This window comes from Microbacterium sp. KKR3/1 (genome assembly GCF_021272365.1).
GTDB classification, from domain to species: Bacteria; Actinomycetota; Actinomycetes; order Actinomycetales; family Microbacteriaceae; genus Microbacterium; species Microbacterium aurugineum.
In genome coordinates, this window is the sequence record NZ_JAJSDW010000001.1 from 1,548,831 (window position 1) to 1,567,705 (window position 18,875).

General features: G+C 68.6%; 17 protein-coding genes. 6 read left to right on the forward strand and 11 right to left on the reverse strand.

The window, feature by feature from the left end:
* Positions 1-7: 7 nt before the first annotated feature.
* Positions 8-994 (reverse strand): iron chelate uptake ABC transporter family permease subunit, encoded by a 987-nt coding sequence (locus tag LVJ59_RS07455; RefSeq protein ID WP_232762538.1) that lies wholly within the window; start codon positions 992-994, stop codon positions 8-10.
* Between the two features lie 48 nt (positions 995-1,042).
* Positions 1,043-2,038 carry a siderophore ABC transporter substrate-binding protein gene (locus tag LVJ59_RS07460; RefSeq protein ID WP_131491742.1) on the reverse strand — a complete coding sequence of 332 codons (996 nt, stop codon included), beginning with the start codon at positions 2,036-2,038 and terminating at the stop codon, positions 1,043-1,045.
* Positions 2,039-2,138: 100 nt separating this feature from the next.
* Between LVJ59_RS07460 and LVJ59_RS07465 the strand changes: the two genes are divergently transcribed.
* The 4 genes from LVJ59_RS07465 (at position 2,139) to LVJ59_RS07480 (ending at position 5,822) form a co-directional block, all read left to right on the forward strand.
* On the forward strand, positions 2,139-2,906 hold the full coding sequence (locus LVJ59_RS07465) for a siderophore-interacting protein (protein WP_232762539.1): 768 nt from the start codon (positions 2,139-2,141) through the stop codon (positions 2,904-2,906).
* A 391-nt stretch (positions 2,907-3,297) separates the two neighbouring features.
* Positions 3,298-4,467, forward strand: a complete 1,170-nt coding sequence (locus LVJ59_RS07470) for an RtcB family protein (protein ID WP_047520525.1) — start codon at positions 3,298-3,300, stop codon at positions 4,465-4,467.
* Positions 4,468-4,704: 237 nt separating this feature from the next.
* Positions 4,705-4,992 carry a hypothetical protein gene (locus LVJ59_RS07475; protein WP_232762540.1) on the forward strand — a complete coding sequence of 96 codons (288 nt, stop codon included), beginning with the start codon at positions 4,705-4,707 and terminating at the stop codon, positions 4,990-4,992.
* A gap of 2 nt (positions 4,993-4,994) precedes the next feature.
* Entirely contained in the window at positions 4,995-5,822 is an 828-nt protein-coding gene (locus LVJ59_RS07480; RefSeq protein WP_232762541.1) for an acyl-CoA thioester hydrolase/BAAT C-terminal domain-containing protein, read from the forward strand.
* 2 nt (positions 5,823-5,824) lie between these two features.
* Here LVJ59_RS07480 and LVJ59_RS07485 read toward each other — a convergent pair whose 3' ends face one another.
* The 3 genes from LVJ59_RS07485 to sigJ are packed head-to-tail and all read right to left on the reverse strand — an operon-like array spanning position 5,825 to position 9,588.
* A complete protein-coding gene (locus LVJ59_RS07485; protein WP_232762542.1) occupies positions 5,825-7,285 on the reverse strand; it encodes an MFS transporter in 1,461 nt (486 codons plus the stop codon).
* 55 nt (positions 7,286-7,340) lie between these two features.
* Entirely contained in the window at positions 7,341-8,681 is a 1,341-nt protein-coding gene (locus LVJ59_RS07490; RefSeq protein ID WP_374199044.1) for a M20/M25/M40 family metallo-hydrolase, read from the reverse strand.
* Between the two features lie 25 nt (positions 8,682-8,706).
* On the reverse strand, positions 8,707-9,588 hold the full coding sequence (gene sigJ / locus LVJ59_RS07495) for an RNA polymerase sigma factor SigJ (RefSeq protein ID WP_232762544.1): 882 nt from the start codon (positions 9,586-9,588) through the stop codon (positions 8,707-8,709).
* A gap of 120 nt (positions 9,589-9,708) precedes the next feature.
* On the opposite strand from sigJ, the gene LVJ59_RS07500 reads away from it, so the two are divergent.
* Together LVJ59_RS07500 and LVJ59_RS07505 are read left to right on the forward strand one after the other, a co-directional pair.
* The gene (locus LVJ59_RS07500) at positions 9,709-10,449 is read left to right on the forward strand and encodes an SDR family oxidoreductase (RefSeq protein ID WP_232762545.1); all 741 of its coding nucleotides are present in this window, start codon (positions 9,709-9,711) and stop codon (positions 10,447-10,449) included.
* Positions 10,450-10,568: 119 nt separating this feature from the next.
* Positions 10,569-10,982, forward strand: a complete 414-nt coding sequence (locus tag LVJ59_RS07505; protein ID WP_232762546.1) for a VOC family protein — start codon at positions 10,569-10,571, stop codon at positions 10,980-10,982.
* 12 nt (positions 10,983-10,994) lie between these two features.
* Here LVJ59_RS07505 and LVJ59_RS07510 read toward each other — a convergent pair whose 3' ends face one another.
* Genes LVJ59_RS07510 through LVJ59_RS07535 form a run of 6 tightly spaced genes read right to left on the reverse strand, consistent with a single transcriptional unit; the run spans position 10,995 to position 18,688 of the window.
* Entirely contained in the window at positions 10,995-12,509 is a 1,515-nt protein-coding gene (locus LVJ59_RS07510) for a CdaR family transcriptional regulator (RefSeq protein WP_232762547.1), read from the reverse strand.
* A complete protein-coding gene (locus LVJ59_RS07515; RefSeq protein WP_232762548.1) occupies positions 12,506-13,534 on the reverse strand; it encodes a DUF917 family protein in 1,029 nt (342 codons plus the stop codon). Before LVJ59_RS07515 ends, LVJ59_RS07510 begins: the two co-directional genes overlap by 4 nt.
* A gap of 10 nt (positions 13,535-13,544) precedes the next feature.
* Positions 13,545-14,663 carry a DUF917 domain-containing protein gene (locus tag LVJ59_RS07520; RefSeq protein ID WP_047520508.1) on the reverse strand — a complete coding sequence of 373 codons (1,119 nt, stop codon included), beginning with the start codon at positions 14,661-14,663 and terminating at the stop codon, positions 13,545-13,547.
* A complete protein-coding gene (locus LVJ59_RS07525) occupies positions 14,660-15,760 on the reverse strand; it encodes a DUF917 domain-containing protein (protein ID WP_232762549.1) in 1,101 nt (366 codons plus the stop codon). The genes LVJ59_RS07520 and LVJ59_RS07525 overlap by 4 nt, the downstream gene beginning before the upstream one ends.
* 1 nt (position 15,761) lies before the next feature.
* Positions 15,762-17,309, reverse strand: coding sequence for a hydantoinase/oxoprolinase N-terminal domain-containing protein (locus LVJ59_RS07530; RefSeq protein WP_131491729.1), 1,548 nt, complete (start codon positions 17,307-17,309; stop codon positions 15,762-15,764).
* A gap of 41 nt (positions 17,310-17,350) precedes the next feature.
* Positions 17,351-18,688, reverse strand: coding sequence for a cytosine permease (locus tag LVJ59_RS07535; protein ID WP_232762550.1), 1,338 nt, complete (start codon positions 18,686-18,688; stop codon positions 17,351-17,353).
* Positions 18,689-18,875: the final 187 nt, after the last annotated feature.

Here is an 18,875-nt window from a genome sequence, read left to right on the forward strand (position 1 = left end):
CACAACGCTAGCCACGTCGACGCTGCCTCAGCAGGAGGAGCACGAACACCACCGCGCCGACGACCCCGAGGATCAACGACACCGGGACCTCGAACGGCATGATGATGGTGCGGCCGATGATGTCGCACACCGTGACGATCGCGATGCCGAGCAGGCACACCCACGGCAGATTGCTGCGCAGATCGTCACCGCGCACCATCGAGACGATGTTCGGCACGATCAGCCCCAGGAAAGGAAGATTGCCGACGACGACCGTCACGACACCGGTGGTCACCGCGATGAGCACCGTGCCGAGCAGGATGATCCGGTTGTAGTTCACACCGACGTTCGTGGCGACCTCCTCCCCGAGCCCGGCGATGGTCAGTCGATCGGCGACGATGAAGACGATGACCCCGATGACCGCCACGATCCAGAGCATCTCGTACTGACCGCGCATCACCGAGGTGAAGCTCCCCGCGAACCAGACGCCGATGATCTGCAGCGAGTTGGTGACCAGGGCGAGATAGGTGGACAGGGCACCGACGACCGCACCGAGCATGATGCCGACGATCGGGACGATGAGCGAGGACTTGAGGGCGACCCGACGGAGGAACGCGAAGAACACCATCGTGCCGATGAAGGCCGCGAGGATCGCACCGGCCATCCGCAGCGGGAGCGACGGCTGCGGCACGAGGATCATGACCATCAGCAGCCCGAGCCCCGCCCATTCGGTGGTCCCGGTCGTCGTGGGCTCGACGAAGCGGTTCTGCGTGAGAAGCTGCATCACGAGGCCCGCCATGGCCATGGCGGCGCCGGCGAGGACGAGCGCGATCGTACGGGGGACGCGCGTGATCTGGAACATCTGCGCGCCGTCGTCCGCCCCGGCGATGTCGTAGACGCCCGTGAAGAGCGAGATCACGAGGAGCACCGCGACGACGAGCACGCCGATGAGCAGTTTCACGTCGAAGAGCCGCCCGGCGTGGCGGGGCGGCTGGGTGATGTCGGTGGAGACCATGATGACCGTGCGGCGGCACCCGGATCATCCGGATGCCGCCGCAGTACCTCAGTTCTTCGCGCTCTTCTCGAGGGCGTCTGCGAAGTCGTTGAGGAACGACGTGTAGGTCTGGATGCCCTCGTTCAGGTACGTGTCGGTGGGCATGTAGACGAGCTGCTTCTCCTTCACTGCCGTGACGCCGGCGAGGGCCTCGGAGCTCTCGAGGATCTCCGCAGCCTGCACGTAGTCCGGGGTTTCGGCAGCGAACACGGCGTCGCGGTCGAGCACGAGGATCCAGTCGGGGTCCGACGCGGCGATCGCCTCGACCGAGATCTCATCGCCCTGGTGGTCATCGGTCGCGTCGTCGACCTGAAGTGCCGGGGTGAGCCCGAGAAGGTCGTAGATCGGGCCGAGCGAGCGGCCGACGGTCGGGGCGAGGTAGCCGATCTCGCCGCCCGACGTGTTGACGGCCATGACGGTGTCGGCGTCGTCGTACGCGGCCTTCGCGCGCTCGGCAGCGGCGTCGAAGTCCTCGACGAGCTTCGCGGCCTCGTCCTGCTTGCCGAAGATCTCTCCGAGCACGGTGACCTGGCGCTTGAGCTCCTCGTCGAAGGGCTCTCCCTCGCGCGGCTCGAGGTCGACGATCGTCGCATCGGGCACGAGGTCGGCGATCGCGGTGTTGTGCTGCGTGAATCGCTGGCCGCTGATGATCAGGTCGGGCTCCACGGCGACGATGGCCTCGAGGTCGGGCTCGCTGTGCAGTCCGATGTCGACGATGCCGTCGTCCTTCACGTACGACACGGTCTCGGGCATGAGCGCGACGGCTCCGGCCGAGAGCTCGACGCCCCAGTCGGACAGCGTCTGGAAGGTGCGGTTGTCGAGAGCCACGACGGAGGTGGGAGGTGTCGCGATCTCGTGCGTGCCGGTGTTGTCCTCGACCGTGACGGTCGCGGCTGCAGGTTCGTTGTTCTCCGATTCCGCCGAACCGCCGGATGCGCAGCCGGCGAGGGCGAGAAGACCGACGAGCGCGACGCTCGTGGCGGTGAGGGTTCTGGGCACGGACATGGAGAGACTCCTGTTCTGCGGGATCGATGCGCACACGACGGGCGCCGGGCGGCGAGGTTAGGGCAACCTTCCCTCGACAGTTTTAGGTTAGCCTTACTTTATGAGCAACACGAAATCCGGATTCTCGATCGAACGTCGTGGCCTGGAGCTGCGCTTCCGCCACGTCGCACTGAGCGCCCGGGAATGGCTCGCGCCGGATTTCGTCCGCGTGCGGCTGACCGGCTCGGACCTCGCCGGCTTCGATTCGCCGGGCGCCGATGACCACATGCGGCTTTTCTTCCCCCTCGGCCCCACGGGCTCGGTCGAGGAACTCCGCGCCTCACCGAGCCGCGAGTACACGCCGCTCGCCTGGGGCGACGACTGGCTCGATGTCGAGTTCGCGGTGCACGGAGACCAGGGCGTCGCGGCGCCCTGGGCGGCGACGGCACCGCTCGGATCCATGATCGGTGTCGGCGGTCCGCGCGGATCAGCCGTGCTGTCCGGCGACCCCGACTCCTGGCTGCTGGTCGGCGACGAGACCGCGATCCCCGCCATCCGACGCTTCGCCGCGCTGATCCCGGCAGGCACCCCGGCCCGCATCGTGGTGGAGACCGTGAACCAGGGACGCGAGTTCGAGATCGATGCGCCGGTCGACATCGAGTGGCTGCATCGCGGCGAAGCCCCCTCCGGTTCCGCACTCATCGCCTTCCTCGAGACTCTGACCGCGGACGACGCCGTCGGAGACGACCCGTTCGTGTTCATCGCCGCGGAGCAGTCGATCGTCAAGCCGGGCAGGGCACTGCTCGAACGCTGGGGCGTCGACCCGACGAAGGCCGTCGTGAAGGGGTACTGGAAGCGCGGCGAGGCCGAGTACCACGCGCCACACTGACCCTTCCCCGGCGAAAACCCAGACCACCCGACGTGTTCGCGTCTGGTCGTGGTTCGACACAGCGGAGCTCCCAGCGCTGGTCTGGGTTTTCGCCTTCCGGCGCAGTCGGTGCCGCTTGACTCCCGGGCGTGTCGCACTCTAGGGTGGCAAAGCTGTGCCATTCAGCGCAGCACACCAGCCGAGGAGTCGACGGATGACCGCGCAGCGGAACCTCCCCATCGCAGCGGTGTTGCAGCTTCAGCAGAAGCGCAATGACCGCTACGAGTCGTACCCTCCGGCACGCGCCGTGTGACAGCACCCGCTCTCACAACGCCCCGTACCGTCAGGTCCGGGGCGTTTTCCGTGGAAGACCCCTGACCTGTGGCCGGAAACCACCACAAGGAAAGGAATCATGGAGAGGCTCTCCGCACGGCTGCTGTCGTGGGCGTCACTGATCGACGAGAAGACACTCGCTCAGGCGCACACCACGGCTCGCATGCCGTTCATCCACCCGCACCTGGCACTGATGCCGGATGCCCACCTCGGCAAGGGGGCGACGGTCGGCTCGGTGATCCCGACGCTCGGCGCCATCATCCCCGCGGCCGTCGGCGTCGACATCGGCTGCGGCATGATCGCCGTTCGCACCCAGTTCACCGGGAACGACCTCGCAGGTCATGACCTCGCAGGACTCCGGGAGCAGATCGAGCGCGCCATCCCCCTGTCGGCCGGACGCTACAACCGCAAGGTCGTGGCCACCGCCGAGCCGCGCATCGCCGAGCTCGAGCAGCTCGCCGAGAAGAGCGGCTTCGATCCCGCCCAGTACGCCGGGAACTGGCGGCTGCAGCTGGGGACGCTCGGTTCGGGCAACCACTTCATCGAGGTGTCGGTCGACGAACTCGACCGGGTCTGGCTGTTCCTGCACTCGGGATCGCGAGGCGTCGGCAACAAGATCGCCGGACACCACATCGGTGTCGCCCAGCGGCTCGCGAAGCAGTGGTGGATCGACCTCCCCGACCCCGACCTGGCCTACCTGGTCGAGGGGACCGCGGAGTTCACCCGCTACATCCGGGAACTGCGGTGGGCCCAGCACTTCGCCCTGCTGAACCGGGAGGAGATGATGGACCGCGTCATGCGCCAGGTCTCGGAGTTCCTCGGTACCGCGGTCGACGAGCAGGAGCGCATCAACTGCCACCACAACTTCACGGAGTCGGAGAAGCACTACGGCACGCAGGTGTGGGTGTCGCGGAAGGGTGCCATCCAGGCGGACGCCGGCCGACCAGGACTGATCCCTGGGTCGATGGGCACCGCCTCGTACGTGGTCGAGGGGCTCGGCGACCCGCAGTCGCTGAACTCCTCTCCGCACGGTGCCGGGCGGGAGTACTCCCGGTCGGCAGCACGGCGGACCTTCACTCACGAGCAGCTGCGGGCAGCGATGACGGGAATCGAGTTCCGCGACACGGATGCCTTCATCGATGAGATCCCGCAGGCGTACAAGCCGATCGACCAGGTGATGGCGGATGCCGCGAGCCTCGTATCGATCCGGCACACGCTGCGGCAGATCGTCAACGTGAAGGGCGACTGAACAGGACCGGGCGGTGGGAACCCCACCGCCCGGTCGGGTGGCAGCACCTCGCCTCCGTCGAAGATGCCGACGGCATCCGGATCGAGTTCCTGCACACCCCCCCAGGGCGGGGACTGACCTTTCCTCCACCGAACGACATGCAAACCAGTTGTTCGCCGTTCGTGAGTAGCCGATATCTTCGTCTCCCGCACTCTGGCAGGCTTGCCGGATCGATGCGACGATGACGGAGTGGGATTCATGAATGACGCACAGATCTGGACCATGATCGGATCGTTCACCGTGCTGATGTTCAGCACCCTCACGGTCGTCTCGACCCTGTTCGTCCGGATCGTCCGCAGCGAGATCGCTGGCCTGCGCACCGAGATGAACGGACAGCTCGGTGGCCTGCGCACCGAGATGAACGGACAGCTCGGCGGTCTGCGCGCCGAGATGAACGCCCGATTCGACACCGTGAACACCCGCATCGATGCCCTCGACCGCGACGTCCAGGCCATCGTGAAGCGCACGTTCGGTCTCGATCGCTAGTGATGACGACGAAGCTTCCCCGCACCTCGGTCGACCCCGCCGACCGGCATGATGCCTTTCCGGAGGCTCCCTGCGGCACCGCGGTCCTGCTCCTCGCCGGATCCAGCGGACGTGTGGAGGCTCAGCGGGCCGACCTGCTCGCGCGGCACGGGGCCCGGGTCCGCGCCATCCGCTGGTTCGGCGGCACGGACCAGCGCCCCGCTCCGCACGAGGTACCGATCGAGATCTTCATCGACCAGTTGGATCTGCTCCGCCGTGATGCGGATCGCGTCGCGATCTTCGGCACATCGTTCGGAGCAGAAGCGGCACTCGTCACCGCGTCGCTGCACTCGGTCGACGCCACCGTCGCAGTCGCGCCGTCGTCCGTCGTCTGGTCGGGCGTCGTCGACGGCAACTGGTCGTCGCACTGGAGCCTTCGTGGCACTCCGCTTCCCTCCGTGGGGTTCGACCCGTCGTGGTCCCCGACGACCGAACCGCCGGAGTATCGATCGCTCTACGAATCCAGCCTCGCCCGCGATCCCGATCTCACCCGCGCGGCGGCGATCCGGGTCGAGGACATCACCGGTCCGGTCATCCTCGTCGCCGGCGGAGACGACCGCGTCTGGCCGAGCGACCGATTCGCAGCCGAGATCCAGCGTCGCCGTTCGTTGCACGCTGGAGTGACGACGCTCGTCACCCACCCCGAGGCCGGACACCGCATCACCCTTCCCGGCGAGACCGGCGTCCACGGCGGTGTGACCATGGGTCGGGGCGGCACGCCGTCCGCCGATGCGGCCCTCGGCGCCGACGCGTGGACGGTGATCGCCCGCGCACTCGATCTGCGCGAGTGACGTCAGAGTGCCGGGACGACCTCCGCATCGGCAGCCCGGTCGGTGAACGCGGTCTTCGGGACGAACACGAGGATCACGGCTGCAGCGAGAGCGGTGGCGCCGCACACGATCCACACGGTGAAGTAGCCGGCGAGCGAACCCGCGGTCCCCTCGGTCGCCCCCGCCGTGGTCGCGACGCCGTGTAGCAGCGCGATGCCGAACACACACGAGGCGATCGCCCCGCCGACGGTTTTGACGGAGTTCGTGAGGCCCGTCGCGACGCCGGTCTGCGACGCCGGTGCTGCCGAGGCCGCGGCGGCAGGAAGCGCGGCCACCAGGGCGCCTGAGCCGAGTCCGACGACGACCATGTTCACGATGACCTGCGTGTAGGTGTCGTGGAACGGCAGGAAGAGCAAGAAGCCGAGTCCCACGAGCACCGATGCCCCCATCAGCGTCAGGCGTGGGGTGATCCAGCGGGCGAACGACGGGAACAGCAGGGCACCCGTGATCATGGCGACGAGGTAGACGCCGATGATCAGCGAGGTCGCGAATCCGCTGGTCCCGAGACCGTAGCCGTAGACCGCGGGGTCGGTGCGCGCGAACGTCGACAGCGGTGCCTGCGCGCCGAGGACGCTCACCCCGAAGAGCCCTGCCGTCAGGAAAACCGGGCCGAGCGCGGGCGAGCGGAACATGCGCACATCGATGAGGGGGTCTTCGCACCGCAGCTCCCACAACACGAACGGAACCACCAGCAGCACACCCAGGACCACCACACCCCACGACCAAGGATTCTCCAGTCCGCCCTCGAGACGAAGCAGACTGAGACCCCCGGTGAAGCAGACGAGTGCGAGCGAGATCAGCACGAGACCGACCGTGTCGAAGACGCCGCCCGCGGGCTCCGGAGACTCCTTGACCCCGAGCAGGATCACGAAGAAGCACACCACGATCAGTACGGCAGGCACCAGCAGGACCACGGTGAGCGGCAGGACGTCGATGAGTGCACCGCCGACGAGGGCTCCGATGATCGCGCCGCCTTCGAGCGCCGCGACCAGGAGTCCCGCCGCCTTGGCCGTGATCGAGGAGCGACCCTCCATCCGCCGCGACCGCGACCAGATGAGGGCGATCTCCAGCGGGAGCCAGACGACGTAGAACCCCATCAGCGCCCAAGCGGCGAGGAACACCCCGAAAGAATCCGTGAAGGGCAGCACCAGGGCGGCCGCGCCGGTGACCGCGGTGGAGATCAGCAGCATCCGCTTGTGGCCGACCATGTCGCCGAGCTTCGCGAACGCCGGGACGACGAGGGCTGAGAGCATCAGCTGCGTGCCCTCGAGCCAGTTCACGTCAGCATCATGGACCCCGAGATGACGGGCGATGTCCGTCAGCATGGGCGTGTAGTACCCCTGCAGCACACCGCTCGTGAACTCGACGAAGGCGAGGAAGCCGACGACGACGGCGAGGGTGCCCAGTGTGCGGGTGCGCGTCATCGCGTCTCCTGCTTCTCGTTCGGATGCTCCTGCGTCGGCAGGAGGCGGGGTGAGATCACCCTAGTCGTTCGAGAAGTGCCCGATGGAATCGCTCCCCGCGCTCCAGGGCGACGATCTCGACGCTCTCGTCGACGCCATGGATCGACGCCCGCTGGGCATTCGACATGTCCAAGGGCGCGAAGCGGTAGACAGCGGGCGAGAAGCGATGGAAGTGCCGGGAGTCGGTGGCGGCCATCATCACATAGGGCACGGCGGGGACCCCGGGATGGGAGACGTCCAACGCGGCTGCGAGCAACGCGAACTGCGCGTTGTCGGTGGGCGACTCGGGCGAGGGCTCCCCCGCTTCGACCACCTCGACGGAGACGAGCGGATCGCGGATGCGCCGCCGTACCCGGAAGACCGTCTGCTGGGTGGTCTCCCCCAGCGCGATGCGGAGGTTGAGGGTGGCGGATGCCTGCGAGGGCAGCACGTTCGCCGCCGTGCCGCCCGACTGCATGGTCGGAGCCACGGTCGTGCGGACGAGAGCGGCGGGTTCGCCCCCGAGCGCGGCGAAGACCTGCCCCGTCACCAGCGGCATCGACCCCAAGAACCTGAGCAGGTGGCGGGCCGGCCCCGGGGTGCGCGTCGCCAGTTGCGACAGCATCCGCAGGATCGCTTTCGAGGCACGAGGTCGGAAGGTCGTGGGTCCGAGCCGGTCGACGGCTCTCGCGACGCGTCGGACCGCGGTGAGCGACGGCGGTGCGGACGCATGACCACCCTCGCCCCGTGCCGTCAACCGGAGGGTCATCACGCCCTTCTCCCCCACACCGATCATCGCGGCTCGACCGGGGACGAAGGGCAGCGGCGCATCGACGACGGCGCCGCCTTCGTCGAGGACGAGCCACGGCATCACGCCGCGGGCGCGCAGCACGCGTGCGATCTCCTCCGCCGCCTTCCCGTAGGTCTCCTCGTTGCCGCCGAACGAGAGATACACGTCGCGGGACGGGACGAAGCCGTCCGCGAGCAGATTCTCCACGGCTTCGAGCACGACGAGCAGCGGGCCCTTGTCGTCCAGGGCGCCTCGGCCGTACACCGAACCGTCGGCGATGGTTCCCGCGAACGGCGGATACGTCCACGCGTCGCTCTCGTCGACGGGGACGACGTCGTAGTGCGCCATCAGCACGAGAGGGTCTCGGCCCGCCGCGCCGTTCCCCGCCCAGTGGAACAGGAGACCGAAGTCGGTGTGCCGTTCCAGCCGCAAGTCCCGGTGCGTCAAGGGGTACAGTTCGGCGATCAGCGCCACGAACTCCTCGAAGGGGGCAGGTCCGCGCTCATCGAGCTCCGCCGAGACCGTCGGGATCCGGATCATCTGCGAAAGCCGTTCGGCGATGCCGGGGCGCACGGTCGGGGTGGTCACGCTCGTCATCGTACCGAGTGAGGTCTCACGGCCATTGGCTGAGTTTGTCGGGATTGCGCACGGCGAAGACTTCCGTGATGCGGTCTACGCGGACGACGAAGGAGAAGACCGCATCCGCGCGGCCGTCGATCGTCGCGAGCATCACGAGCCCATCGGGGGCCGCGACGAGCGAGACGTCGGCCTCGGGATGGCGCTGCGCGATCCCCCGCAGGAAGCGTGCCACGCGGTCCGCTCCCGCCACCGGCCGCAGCGCAGCCGACTTCTTCCCTCCTCCGTCGGAGACGAGCACGACGCCGGGGTCGAGCAGTGCGATCAGACCTTGCAGCTCTCCGGTCGACGCAGCGGCGAGGAAGGCTCTCGCCACGGCATCGTGCTGGTCCCGCGACGCCACGACCGCCCGGCGTTCGCGCACGCGCCGACGACCCTGCGAGGCGAGCTGGCGCACCGCATCCGGGCTCCGACCGACCGTCTCCGCGATCTCGGCGAAGGGGACACCGAACACGTCGTGCAGCACGAACGCGACCCGCTCGGCGGGGGTGAGCGACTCCAGCACGACGAGCAGGGCCATCCCCACCGATTCGTCGAGCGTCATCCGCTCCAACGGATCCGGGTGCGGACGGGCGGCGAGCAGCGAGTCGTGCGGAACGGGCTCCGGCAACCAGGGGCCGACGTACCTCTCCCGACGAGCACGCGCTGATCCCAGCGCGTCCAGGCAGATGCGTCCGGCGACGCGGGTCAGCCACGCAGCGGGGTTCCTGATCTGTGCACGTTCCTCGACGCTCATCCGGTACCACCGCACAAACGTCTCCTGCACCGCGTCTTCCGCATCGGCGACCGTGCCGAGCAGACGATAGGCGAGAGCGAGCAGGGTGCGGCGTTCGGCGTCGATCACCTCGAGATCATCCATCGCCTCCATCCTGGCCCGACGCGGCGCCCGCCGCTGCCGTCTTTCGGCTGTCGCCTTACATTCCCGTGGTCTGCGTCGTCGAAAGAGGAGAAGGATGAAATCGAGAGAGAAGGAGCACACATGAGAATCGCCGTCGCAGGAGGAACCGGGACGGTCGGTCGGCCGACCGTGGCCGCGATCAAGGCCGACGGACATGACGCGGTAGTGCTCAGCCGTTCGCACGGGGTGGACCTGGTGACCGGCCGGGGACTCGATGCCGCGCTGGACGGTGCCGACGTCGTGATCGACGTCACGAGCATCGAGACGCTCAAGGCCGCCGCGGCGATCGAGTTCTTCACCGCCGCGACCGGCACCCTCGTCTCCGCGGCCGAGGAGGCCGGGGTCCGACACGTCGTGCTCCTGTCGATCGTGGGTATCGACCGCATCCCTTACGACTACTACGCAGGCAAGATCGCGCAGGAGAAGGTGATCGCGTCCTCACGGGTGCCCTGGACGATTCTGCGGGCGACACAGTTCCACGAGTTCGCGGGACAGATGTTCGCGCGCGCGAAACTGGGGCCGCTGCACCTCGCCCCGAACGCCCGCACCCAACCCGTGGCCGCCTCCGAGGTCGGCGCCCGGCTCGCAGCCCTCGCGACGTCGGAGCCGCAGGGCCGGGCGCGTGACCTCGCCGGCCCGCGCGAGGAACAGCTCTCCACCATGATCCGGGCGTTCGCCCGCCGGGAGGGGTATCGAGGGTGGATCCCGGCGCTCAACGTCCCCGGGCCGCAGATGGCGGGGATGCGTGCCGGCGATGCGCTTCCCGGTCCCGACGCCGACCTCGGACGCCAGACCTTCACGGACTGGCTCGCCGCGCGGTGAGCACCTGCTCCACCGACGCACGGGGTTCTCGGAGCGCGCAGGAGTCCTCTTGCGGATCCGGTCGGAGGCGGCGCAGACTGAGCGTGCGGTCGATGCATCCACCTCACCCCGGAGCGATCATGGCGAACCTCAATCCGTATCTGTCCTTCCGCACCGAAGCCCGCGAGGCGATGGAGTTCTACCGGAGCGTGCTCGGCGGGGAGCTCGTGATCAACACCTTCGGAGAGTTCCCCGACATGGTGCAGGATCCGAGCCAGAAAGATCTCGTCATGCACGCACAGCTGGATGCACCGGGCGGACTCGTGCTGATGGGCTCCGACTCCCCGGACGGCATGCCGTACGAGAAGCCGCAGGGCTTTTCGGTCTCGTTGAGCGGCAACTCTCAGGACACCACCCGCGAGGTCTGGGAGAAGCTGTCCGAAGGGGCGACCATCACGATGCCGCTCGATGTGCCGCCGTGGGGTGGCCTCTTCGGGATGCTCATCGACCGCTTCGGCATCCCCTGGATGCTGCACGGCGATCCGGAGGACTGACCCCGCCCGGCCTCAGCGCGGCTGCACGGCCCGACAGGCCAGGTGCAGCGCCAATCGCGCCTCGGGGTCGTTCATGTCGATCCCGAGCAGCTCCTGCACGCGACGGATCCGCACGGCGATGGTGTTGCGGTGCAGACCGAGGGCCGTCGCCGTCGCCGCTATGCCCGACTCGTGATCGAGATACGCGGAAAGAGTGGTGAGCAGTTCGCCTCCCCCTTCCCGCAGCGGGGCGAGGAGGGATTCCGCGGCGGGCACGAACGTGTCGTTCCCCGTCCACGCCAGCAGCAGCTGCTCCAGGCCGAGACTGTCCACCCGCACGAACCAACCGGTCGCCGACCGCGCCGCGGCGATCCGCGCCGCATCCCCCGCCTCGTCCAGCGTCGTGGCGAGTCCCTCGGATCCGGCCTGCAAGGATCCGACGCCGGTCGCGACGGTGAAGTCCCGCAGGACACCCAGGTGAAGCTCACGCAGTGCGGCCACGGCCCGCTCGACGCGATCGGGATCGGGGGCATCCGGGAACGTCAGCCACCCGCTCAGTCCTCGACCCGCTGTCGTAGCATGCGCCTCCGCGTCGATCGCACTGAGCCCGACACTGACGGAGCGCAGCAGCGAGAACGAGTCGAGACGCCCTCTCGCCACCACCCGGAAACCGAGATGATGACCGCTCGTGCGCCAGCCGCGCTCGATCATCCGCCGCTGGACATCGGCATCCGCTGCCCCATGCAGATCGACGAAGTCGCGCAACAGCCCGGACGACACCGCGACGTCGTTCACGGCTGCCACCTCGTCGATCAGGATGCGCGCGGCCACGGCAGGCATCGCGACCTCGGCCGCGACCGAGAGCGACTGCACCTGTGCCTCGCCGAGACCCTGCCCGAAGAGCACGAGCCTCAGGCCGCTGCGTCCGGGACTGTCGACCCGCACCGACGCCGCAGCCGTCTCGCCGACGCGCACCCGGTCGAGCCACGAGTCGAAGCCGATGGCCGCATGCAGTCGCTCGTCGAGATGCGCGCCCGCCTCCTGCAGGACACCGGACGAGTCGATCAGTGCGGCACCGACACCGAGGTTCGCCGCGATGTGTCCGAGCAGATCGGTGAGATCATCGGCAGCGTACTCGAACGACTGCGCGACCTTGCGCACCTGGCTGAGCGTCAGCGCATCGCGCGCCTCGATCAGCATCCAACAGGCCTTCGCGAGTTGGATGGGGCGCGGGACGTCGAGCAGGCACAGGCCGATCCGATCCGCGAGGCGGAACGCGCCCGCGTCGAAGTCCGCCGCCCCGGACACGGCGAGCCCGGTGAACCCCCGGTCCCGCAGCCGGCGCAGCAGAGCGTCCTGCTGCCAGGTCGATGTCGGGGCCGATGCGGTGATGATCGCGAGCCGCTCGGCGCCCCTCTCGGTGAGTTCGGCTTCGCTCGCGCCGACGGCCACCTCCTCCCACGCCGCATCGCGTGGTCCGGCGATCCACTGCAGGCCGCCGTTCTCCGTGTGGGAGAGCAGCGCGCTCACGGGCAGCCGCGCGCTCACGCCGCATCCAGATCGTCGAGGCCGTAGGCGGAGGGCAGCACTTTCGCGCGACGCTCGGGCCGCGCATTCCACCAGGCGGGCGCAGGGATGGAGAAGACCGCGACGTTCCGCGCCAGACGCAGTTCCGTGACCTCGAGGATCTCGCGTGACACCGCATCGACGACCACGATGATCGTGGGGGCGGACGCGACCAGCAGCCCATCGGTCAGCACCGCGAGGGTCTCCGATCGGCTCACCACACGGTGGACGGCACCGCCGAGTCCGCTGATCTCGACGGCGTTCACGTGCGGATCCTGCGGCGACGGGGCGACCGAGACGATACGCCCTTCAGCCAGTAGCTCGCCACCGAGGGCATCCGCTAAGAGTGGGAGGGGCGCGCCCGCCGATGCGAGGTAGGCCCTGCCGAGTTCGAGCGCATGCGCCAGATGGCCCCCGATCGCGTGTTCATGGAGGTCGCCGACCGTGAAGCCTCCGAGCACCGCACAGCCGACGCCGCCCGCCTGGATGATCGCGGATCGCACGACCCGCTCGGCGTCGATAGCCCGGTGCGCCTCGACGAGGGCGACCCCTCCGGCGCCGGTGTCACAGGCGAACACGAGTCCGGGAACCCGGTCGACGAAGAGCGACATCTGGTCCAGCCCCGGAACGGCACGGCCGGTGCAGTCCGCGTCCACCACGAGGTGGGACCCGGCCAGCGTCAGCGGAGCGAGCCCGTTCATCCCGCCGCCTTCGAGGGAGCAGACCGCGGGAACGGGATGACCGATCCACCGTTCGACCGCGGCCAGCAGACGGGCGAAGGGCTCAGCGCCGGGAAGGCGTTCGCCGAGCAGCATCGTCGAGCCGACGAAGGCGACGCCCAGGCAGGGTGTGCGCGGGTCCAGCGAGGAGATCGGAGAGATCTCGATCGGCCCCCGGTCGGACCCGGCGAGCATCAGCTCGAGCATGGTCGTCGAACCGCCACCGCCGGATCCGAGGAGCGAATAGCCGCGGGCGAGCGCCGTGAGGTCGTCGCGCTGCAGCATCATGCACTCCAGCCTAGGGAGAAACGTCCTCACCCGCGGCCAGAGTCTCGACCGGGACGAAGTCCGCGGCGAGACCGAAAGCGGACGGTCCGAAGGCGGCGAGCGCCTCGGGGGTGCGCATCATCTCAGGTGTGGAGATGCCGAGCACCCGTACGCGCTGCCCGTAGCGGAGTCCCTCCGTGGTGATGGGCTCGGCCGTCTCGTGATCGACCACGCAGATGAGGTCGGGCACGATCGCCACGAGCGTCTCCCCGTGATGGGCGATGAGGTTCTCGTTCTGGAACGAGATCTCGAAGGTGGCGCCCTCCTCTGCGCCGAGCGGTGCGATCACCGCACGCCCCTTGGCGAACCCCTCGGTCGTGCGCCGCTCGACGTCGATGACCTTGCCGACGCAGAGTTCCCGAAGGTGCGGGTAGAGCGTCGTCGCGAGGGTCGAGGCGATCGCCTCGAACGGTGAACGATGCTCCTCCCGGGCGAGACGGATGGCGCGGCCCAGCGCGAGGGCCATCGAGATCGTGCGCGGGACGGCGGTGCGCCGGACGTCCGCGCCGGTCATCGCGTACTCGGCGATGTGGCCGACGCCGCCGAGACGGATCGTGATGCCGCGGGCGAGCCACTCCATCTGCCGGTCGTCGTCTCCCGTGTCGATCACGACCTTCTCGCCGCGCTCTCCCGCGAGCGCGAGGGGCGATCCATGCACGCCGTACACGGCGAAGGTCTCCATCGACAGCTCGGGGAATGCCCGGCCCATGCCGTCGGCATCCACCACCGGCAGGCCCGTCTCGGCCGCGACGATGAGCGGGATCATCGAGTTGATGCCGCCGCACTCGATCGGCATCGTGGCATCCGCCGTGCGTCCGAGGTGCTCCTCGAGCGTGCGCAGGGCGAGCGTGGGCTCGGTGCCGGCCGGGATCTTCTCAACCATGACCGTGGGCGCACCCATCTGGGCAGTCGGGATCACGAACAGATCGTCGGCGAGCTCGTCCGGATCCAGGATCGTGATGCTCCCCTCGCCCAGCACGCGCTCGACGAGCATCTTGCCGATGTACGGGTCACCGCCCCCACCGGTCCCGAGCAAGGTCGCGCCGCGAGCGAGATCGGGAAGGTCGGCCGCGGTGAGCTGCCAGCTCATGCCGTCGCTCCCGCCGGCACGGTTCCGGTGGAGATGCTGCCGTCGAAGCGGTGGGCAGCCATGTCGTACCCGAAGTACCCCGGGCCGACCATCGCGAGGGCGGCGTCCGAATGCCAGCGCTCATCGGCCGGAGCCGCGATCACCCGGACCCGCTGTCCGTAACGCAGTCCCTCGGTCGTGATCGGCTCACCGGACTCCCCGTCGAGCACCATGATCAGATCGGGCGTGGTCGCCAGGACCGTGCCGTCGGCTTCGGCCACCAGGTGCTCGTTCTGGAACTGCAGCGTCAGCGAGCGGTCGGCGTCGCCGTCGATGCGAGCACGGCCACGCGCGAAGCCCGTGGTGGTGGCTCGGTGCACGTCGACGACCTTCCCATCGAACAGCTCGCGTCCGCCGAGGAGCCGGACGACCGCGTCGACCGGATCGGACTTCTCCTCGCGTGCCGTCGCGATGCGCTGCCCGATCTCGATGCAGCGGGACAGCGAGCCCGCGACGAGCGACTCGCGCGCCGCCGAGCCGGACATGGAGAACCCGGAGATCATGACCGAGCAGCCCATCTCGACGCAGGCCACGCGAGCGATGCGTTCGGTCCACGAGTTGTCGGCCGTCTGCAGCACCCCCGTGTTGCCCTTCTCGTCGCTGAACGCGAGGGGCGATGCCGTCACGCCGTACAGCGTCGGCAGAACCATCTGCAGCTCCGGGAACGCGCGACCCATGCCATCGGCATCGACCAGCGGCAGTCCGAGTGCGGCCGCGGCGGCGATCGGGATGGTGGAGTTGACTCCGCCCACCTCCGCGCACGCGATGTGGGTCACCGGACGGCCCAGGTGGACGCTGAGCGCTTTGACCGGTTCGATGACCTCGGCGAGGCTGGGGAGCTTCTCGACCATGACGGTCGGCGCGCCCATCATCGCGACGAACAGCACAAGCGCATCGTCGGGCACCTCGTCGAGCCCGACGACCGTGACGTCGCCGGAGGTCAGGGCCTGACGCGCGAGGAGGGCACCGATGTACGGATCCCCTCCGCCTCCCGTGCCGAGCACCGCAGCACCGCGAGCGAGACCGTCGATGTGGGCGGGGGTGATCGTCCAGCTCATGTCACGCCCCCATGTCGAGGTCGCCGACCGCCTTGACGCGGATGCGCGTGGCGTTGCCGGGCAGATACGGGATGGGCACCTCGTCGAAGTCGATGATCGACACGGTCGAGGGCTTGGCACCCGCCGCGATCGCCTTGTCGACCGCCTCGGCGCGCACCTCGGCGAGTGTCTCGTCACGACGACCGGGCTCGATCGCGTAGACCTTGTCGATCTCACCGCCGACCTGTGCGATGGAGGCGCCGATGGCGTTCGCGACCGCGTAGTTCTCAGGTCGGTGCACGGTGCCGAACAGCGGCAGCTCGTCGGGGAGCAGGATCGAGCCTCCGCCGACGGCGACCACCGCGATGGGCTCGGGTGACGTGCGCATGCGGTCGACCGCCTCCGACACACGCTCGGCGATGCGGGCGAGCACCCGCTCGACGAACACGGGGTCGAGGTGCGCGACCTTGCTCGCGTCGCCCACGTGGGCGCGGCCGGCCGCGACCGCGATGTCCGTGGCGGTCAGGGTCGATCCACCGAACACCAGCGCTTCCGTGGTCAGCTTGTACCCGACGGATGCCGGTCCGACCTCGGCGGTCTCCTCATCGACGATGCTGCCGCCACCGATGCCGAGCGAGAGGACGTCCGGCATCCGGAAGTTGGTGCGGATGCCGGCGACCTTGACCTCGTTCGCGGTCTCCCGGGGGAAGCCGTTGATCAGGAGCCCGATGTCGGCCGTGGTGCCGCCCACATCGATCACGGCGCAGTCGTCCAGACCGCTCGTCGCGGCTGCTCCGCGCATCGAGTTCGTCGGACCGGAGGCGAAAGTCGCGACCGGGTAGCGACGCACGTACTCCTCGTCCATGAGCGTGCCGTCGTTCTGGCTGAGGAAGATCGGCGCCTCGATGCCCTGGGCGCGCACGGCAGACGTGAGCCCATCGACGATCTCGGACGCGAGCTCGCGCAGCGCGGCGTTGATGATCGTCGCGTTCTCGCGCTCCAGCAGTCCGATGCGTCCGATCTCGTGGGAGAGCGAGATGGCGGCATCCGCCCCCAGCACCTCTGCGACGATCTCAGCCGCCCGCACCTCGAGGTCGTGGTTGACCGGGCTGAACACCGACGAGATCGCGACCGAGCGGATACCGTGCGACTTCATGTCTTCGGCGTGCGCCCGGATCTCGTCCGGGTCGAGGGGTGAGATCGGTCGGCCGTCGAACTCGTAGCCCCCGTGGGCGAGATAGCTGCGGGCCTGCGTCGCCTCGACCAGCACGTCGGGCCAGTCGATCAGCGGCGGCAGAGCTCGCGTCGCCGGGAGTCCGAGGCGGAGTGCCGCGACCGGCGCCAGACGGCTCGCCTGCACGAGTGCGTTGATGAAGTGCGTCGTGCCGATCATGACGGCGTCGACGTCGGCGCCCTCGAACGCGTGTCCGGCCCGCAGATCCTCGATCGCCTGGATGATGCCGCTGGTGACATCGGGGGTGGTCGAGTGCTTCACGCCCGCGAGCGTGCGGGTGCCGTCCATGAGGACTGCGTCGGTGTTGGTGCCGCCGACGTCGATGCCGATGTGCATGATTCTCGCTTTCCTGTGAGGAGGTTCTGACTCGGGGCGGCTCAGGCCGCGGCTGTCTCTTCGACCGGGCTCGCCTGCCGCGTGTTCGCGACTCCGACACCGCGGACCCAGCCGAGCTTGCCCGCCACGATGTAGAGCACCATCGAGAGGAAGAGACTGAGCAATGACGGGATGCCCCAGGTCACGAAGTAGCCGACGAGCGCGGACACCAGCCACACGACGATCGTCGCGGGAACGATGCGTGGTGCGGTTGCCGGAAGGGTGCCGGCCTCACGGGTCGCGTCGAGCTCCGGACGCCAGCGGCGCACCACGTAGTACTCGGCGACCATGATGCCGGCGATCGGCGGGAAGGCGACGCTGAGCACGATCAGGAACTCGGTGAACTGTCCGAGGATGCCGACCGCGGCCAGAATGGACCCGACGACGCCCAGCACGATCGTCGTGGTGACGCGGTGCAGGTTCTTGCCGAACGCCGTCGAGATGAAGTTCACCAGGCCCAGGGTCGACGAGTACAGGTTCCAGTCGTTGATCTTCAGGGTGCCGGTGAGCACGATGAAGAGGCCGATGAAGCCGACGGACGACGTCACGATCGCGACGATGTCACCGGTGGCGGCCGCGTGTGCCAGCAGGACACCGGCGAGTCCGATCACGAACTCACCGAGCGAGACTCCGAGCACGGTCTGCTTGACGACGTCAGCGCGAGAACGGTTGAAGCGGGTCATGTCACCCGTGATGATCGCGCCGACGATGAGACCACCCGCGACGATACCCGTACCGGCCCAGACGCTCATCGTGGGTCCGGGTGCCGGCCCCGTGAGCAGCTCGCCGATGTCGTGACGGCTCAGCTCGGTGATGACCGACCAGCCGACCAGGATGAGGAAGAGCGGCACCGTGATGTTCGCGAGCCACTGCATGCCGACGAAGCCGAAGGCGACGATCGCGGTGACGGCGAGACCGAAGATGAGGCTCCACGCCCAGACCGGCAGCGCACCGGGCATCAGGGCGTCGAGGGACTGTGCTGAGATGGCCGACTGGATGCCGAACCAGCCGATGAGGCTGATCCCGATCGCGAGCCCGACCAGCGAGGCACCGATCTCCCCGAAGCCGGTCCACCGGGCGAGCAGTGCGGTGTTGAGGCCCTCGCGCTGGCCGATGAAGCCGACCACGCACATGATCACCTCGAGGATGATCGAGCCGAAGAGGAAGGCGAGGACGGCCTCGCCGAAAGTCATGCTGTAGCCGAGGGTCGCGCCGAGGAGGAACTGCGAGAGGGCCGAGACCTGACCGAACCGCTGCACAGCGATTCCGAACCAGGGTTTGCGGGCCTCAGGAGTCACTCGGGAGAGCGCGAAGTCGTCTGGGTGCGCCGTGCGTGCCATGAGGATCCTTCGGGAGAGGGAACGGGTTGTGCGCCACAGTAGCGATGCCCTGCGCACCGCCCACATGTGCAGATCGCACGAACATCAGGCACTGATGTGCAGATCGCACATCATCCCGGCCGTCCGTCTCCCGACGCCTCTGTCCCTCTCGTCGACACCCCCTCCCCGCGTCCAGACCCTCGCCCCA

Bases quoted from the DNA above. Each gene is read 5' to 3' on its own strand.
- LVJ59_RS07455 (WP_232762538.1), bottom strand. From the start codon at position 994: ATGGTCTCCACCGACATCACCCAGCCGCCCCGCCACGCCGGGCGGCTC.
- LVJ59_RS07460 (WP_131491742.1), bottom strand. From the start codon at position 2,038: ATGTCCGTGCCCAGAACCCTCACCGCCACGAGCGTCGCGCTCGTCGGT.
- LVJ59_RS07465 (WP_232762539.1), top strand. From the start codon at position 2,139: ATGAGCAACACGAAATCCGGATTCTCGATCGAACGTCGTGGCCTGGAG.
- LVJ59_RS07470 (WP_047520525.1), top strand. From the start codon at position 3,298: ATGGAGAGGCTCTCCGCACGGCTGCTGTCGTGGGCGTCACTGATCGAC.
- LVJ59_RS07475 (WP_232762540.1), top strand. From the start codon at position 4,705: ATGAATGACGCACAGATCTGGACCATGATCGGATCGTTCACCGTGCTG.
- LVJ59_RS07480 (WP_232762541.1), top strand. From the start codon at position 4,995: ATGACGACGAAGCTTCCCCGCACCTCGGTCGACCCCGCCGACCGGCAT.
- LVJ59_RS07485 (WP_232762542.1), bottom strand. From the start codon at position 7,285: ATGACGCGCACCCGCACACTGGGCACCCTCGCCGTCGTCGTCGGCTTC.
- sigJ (WP_232762544.1), bottom strand. From the start codon at position 9,588: ATGGATGATCTCGAGGTGATCGACGCCGAACGCCGCACCCTGCTCGCT.
- LVJ59_RS07500 (WP_232762545.1), top strand. From the start codon at position 9,709: ATGAGAATCGCCGTCGCAGGAGGAACCGGGACGGTCGGTCGGCCGACC.
- LVJ59_RS07505 (WP_232762546.1), top strand. From the start codon at position 10,569: ATGGCGAACCTCAATCCGTATCTGTCCTTCCGCACCGAAGCCCGCGAG.
- LVJ59_RS07515 (WP_232762548.1), bottom strand. From the start codon at position 13,534: ATGATGCTGCAGCGCGACGACCTCACGGCGCTCGCCCGCGGCTATTCG.
- LVJ59_RS07520 (WP_047520508.1), bottom strand. From the start codon at position 14,663: ATGAGCTGGCAGCTCACCGCGGCCGACCTTCCCGATCTCGCTCGCGGC.
- LVJ59_RS07525 (WP_232762549.1), bottom strand. From the start codon at position 15,760: ATGAGCTGGACGATCACCCCCGCCCACATCGACGGTCTCGCTCGCGGT.
- LVJ59_RS07530 (WP_131491729.1), bottom strand. From the start codon at position 17,309: ATGCACATCGGCATCGACGTCGGCGGCACCAACACCGACGCAGTCCTC.
- LVJ59_RS07535 (WP_232762550.1), bottom strand. From the start codon at position 18,688: ATGGCACGCACGGCGCACCCAGACGACTTCGCGCTCTCCCGAGTGACT.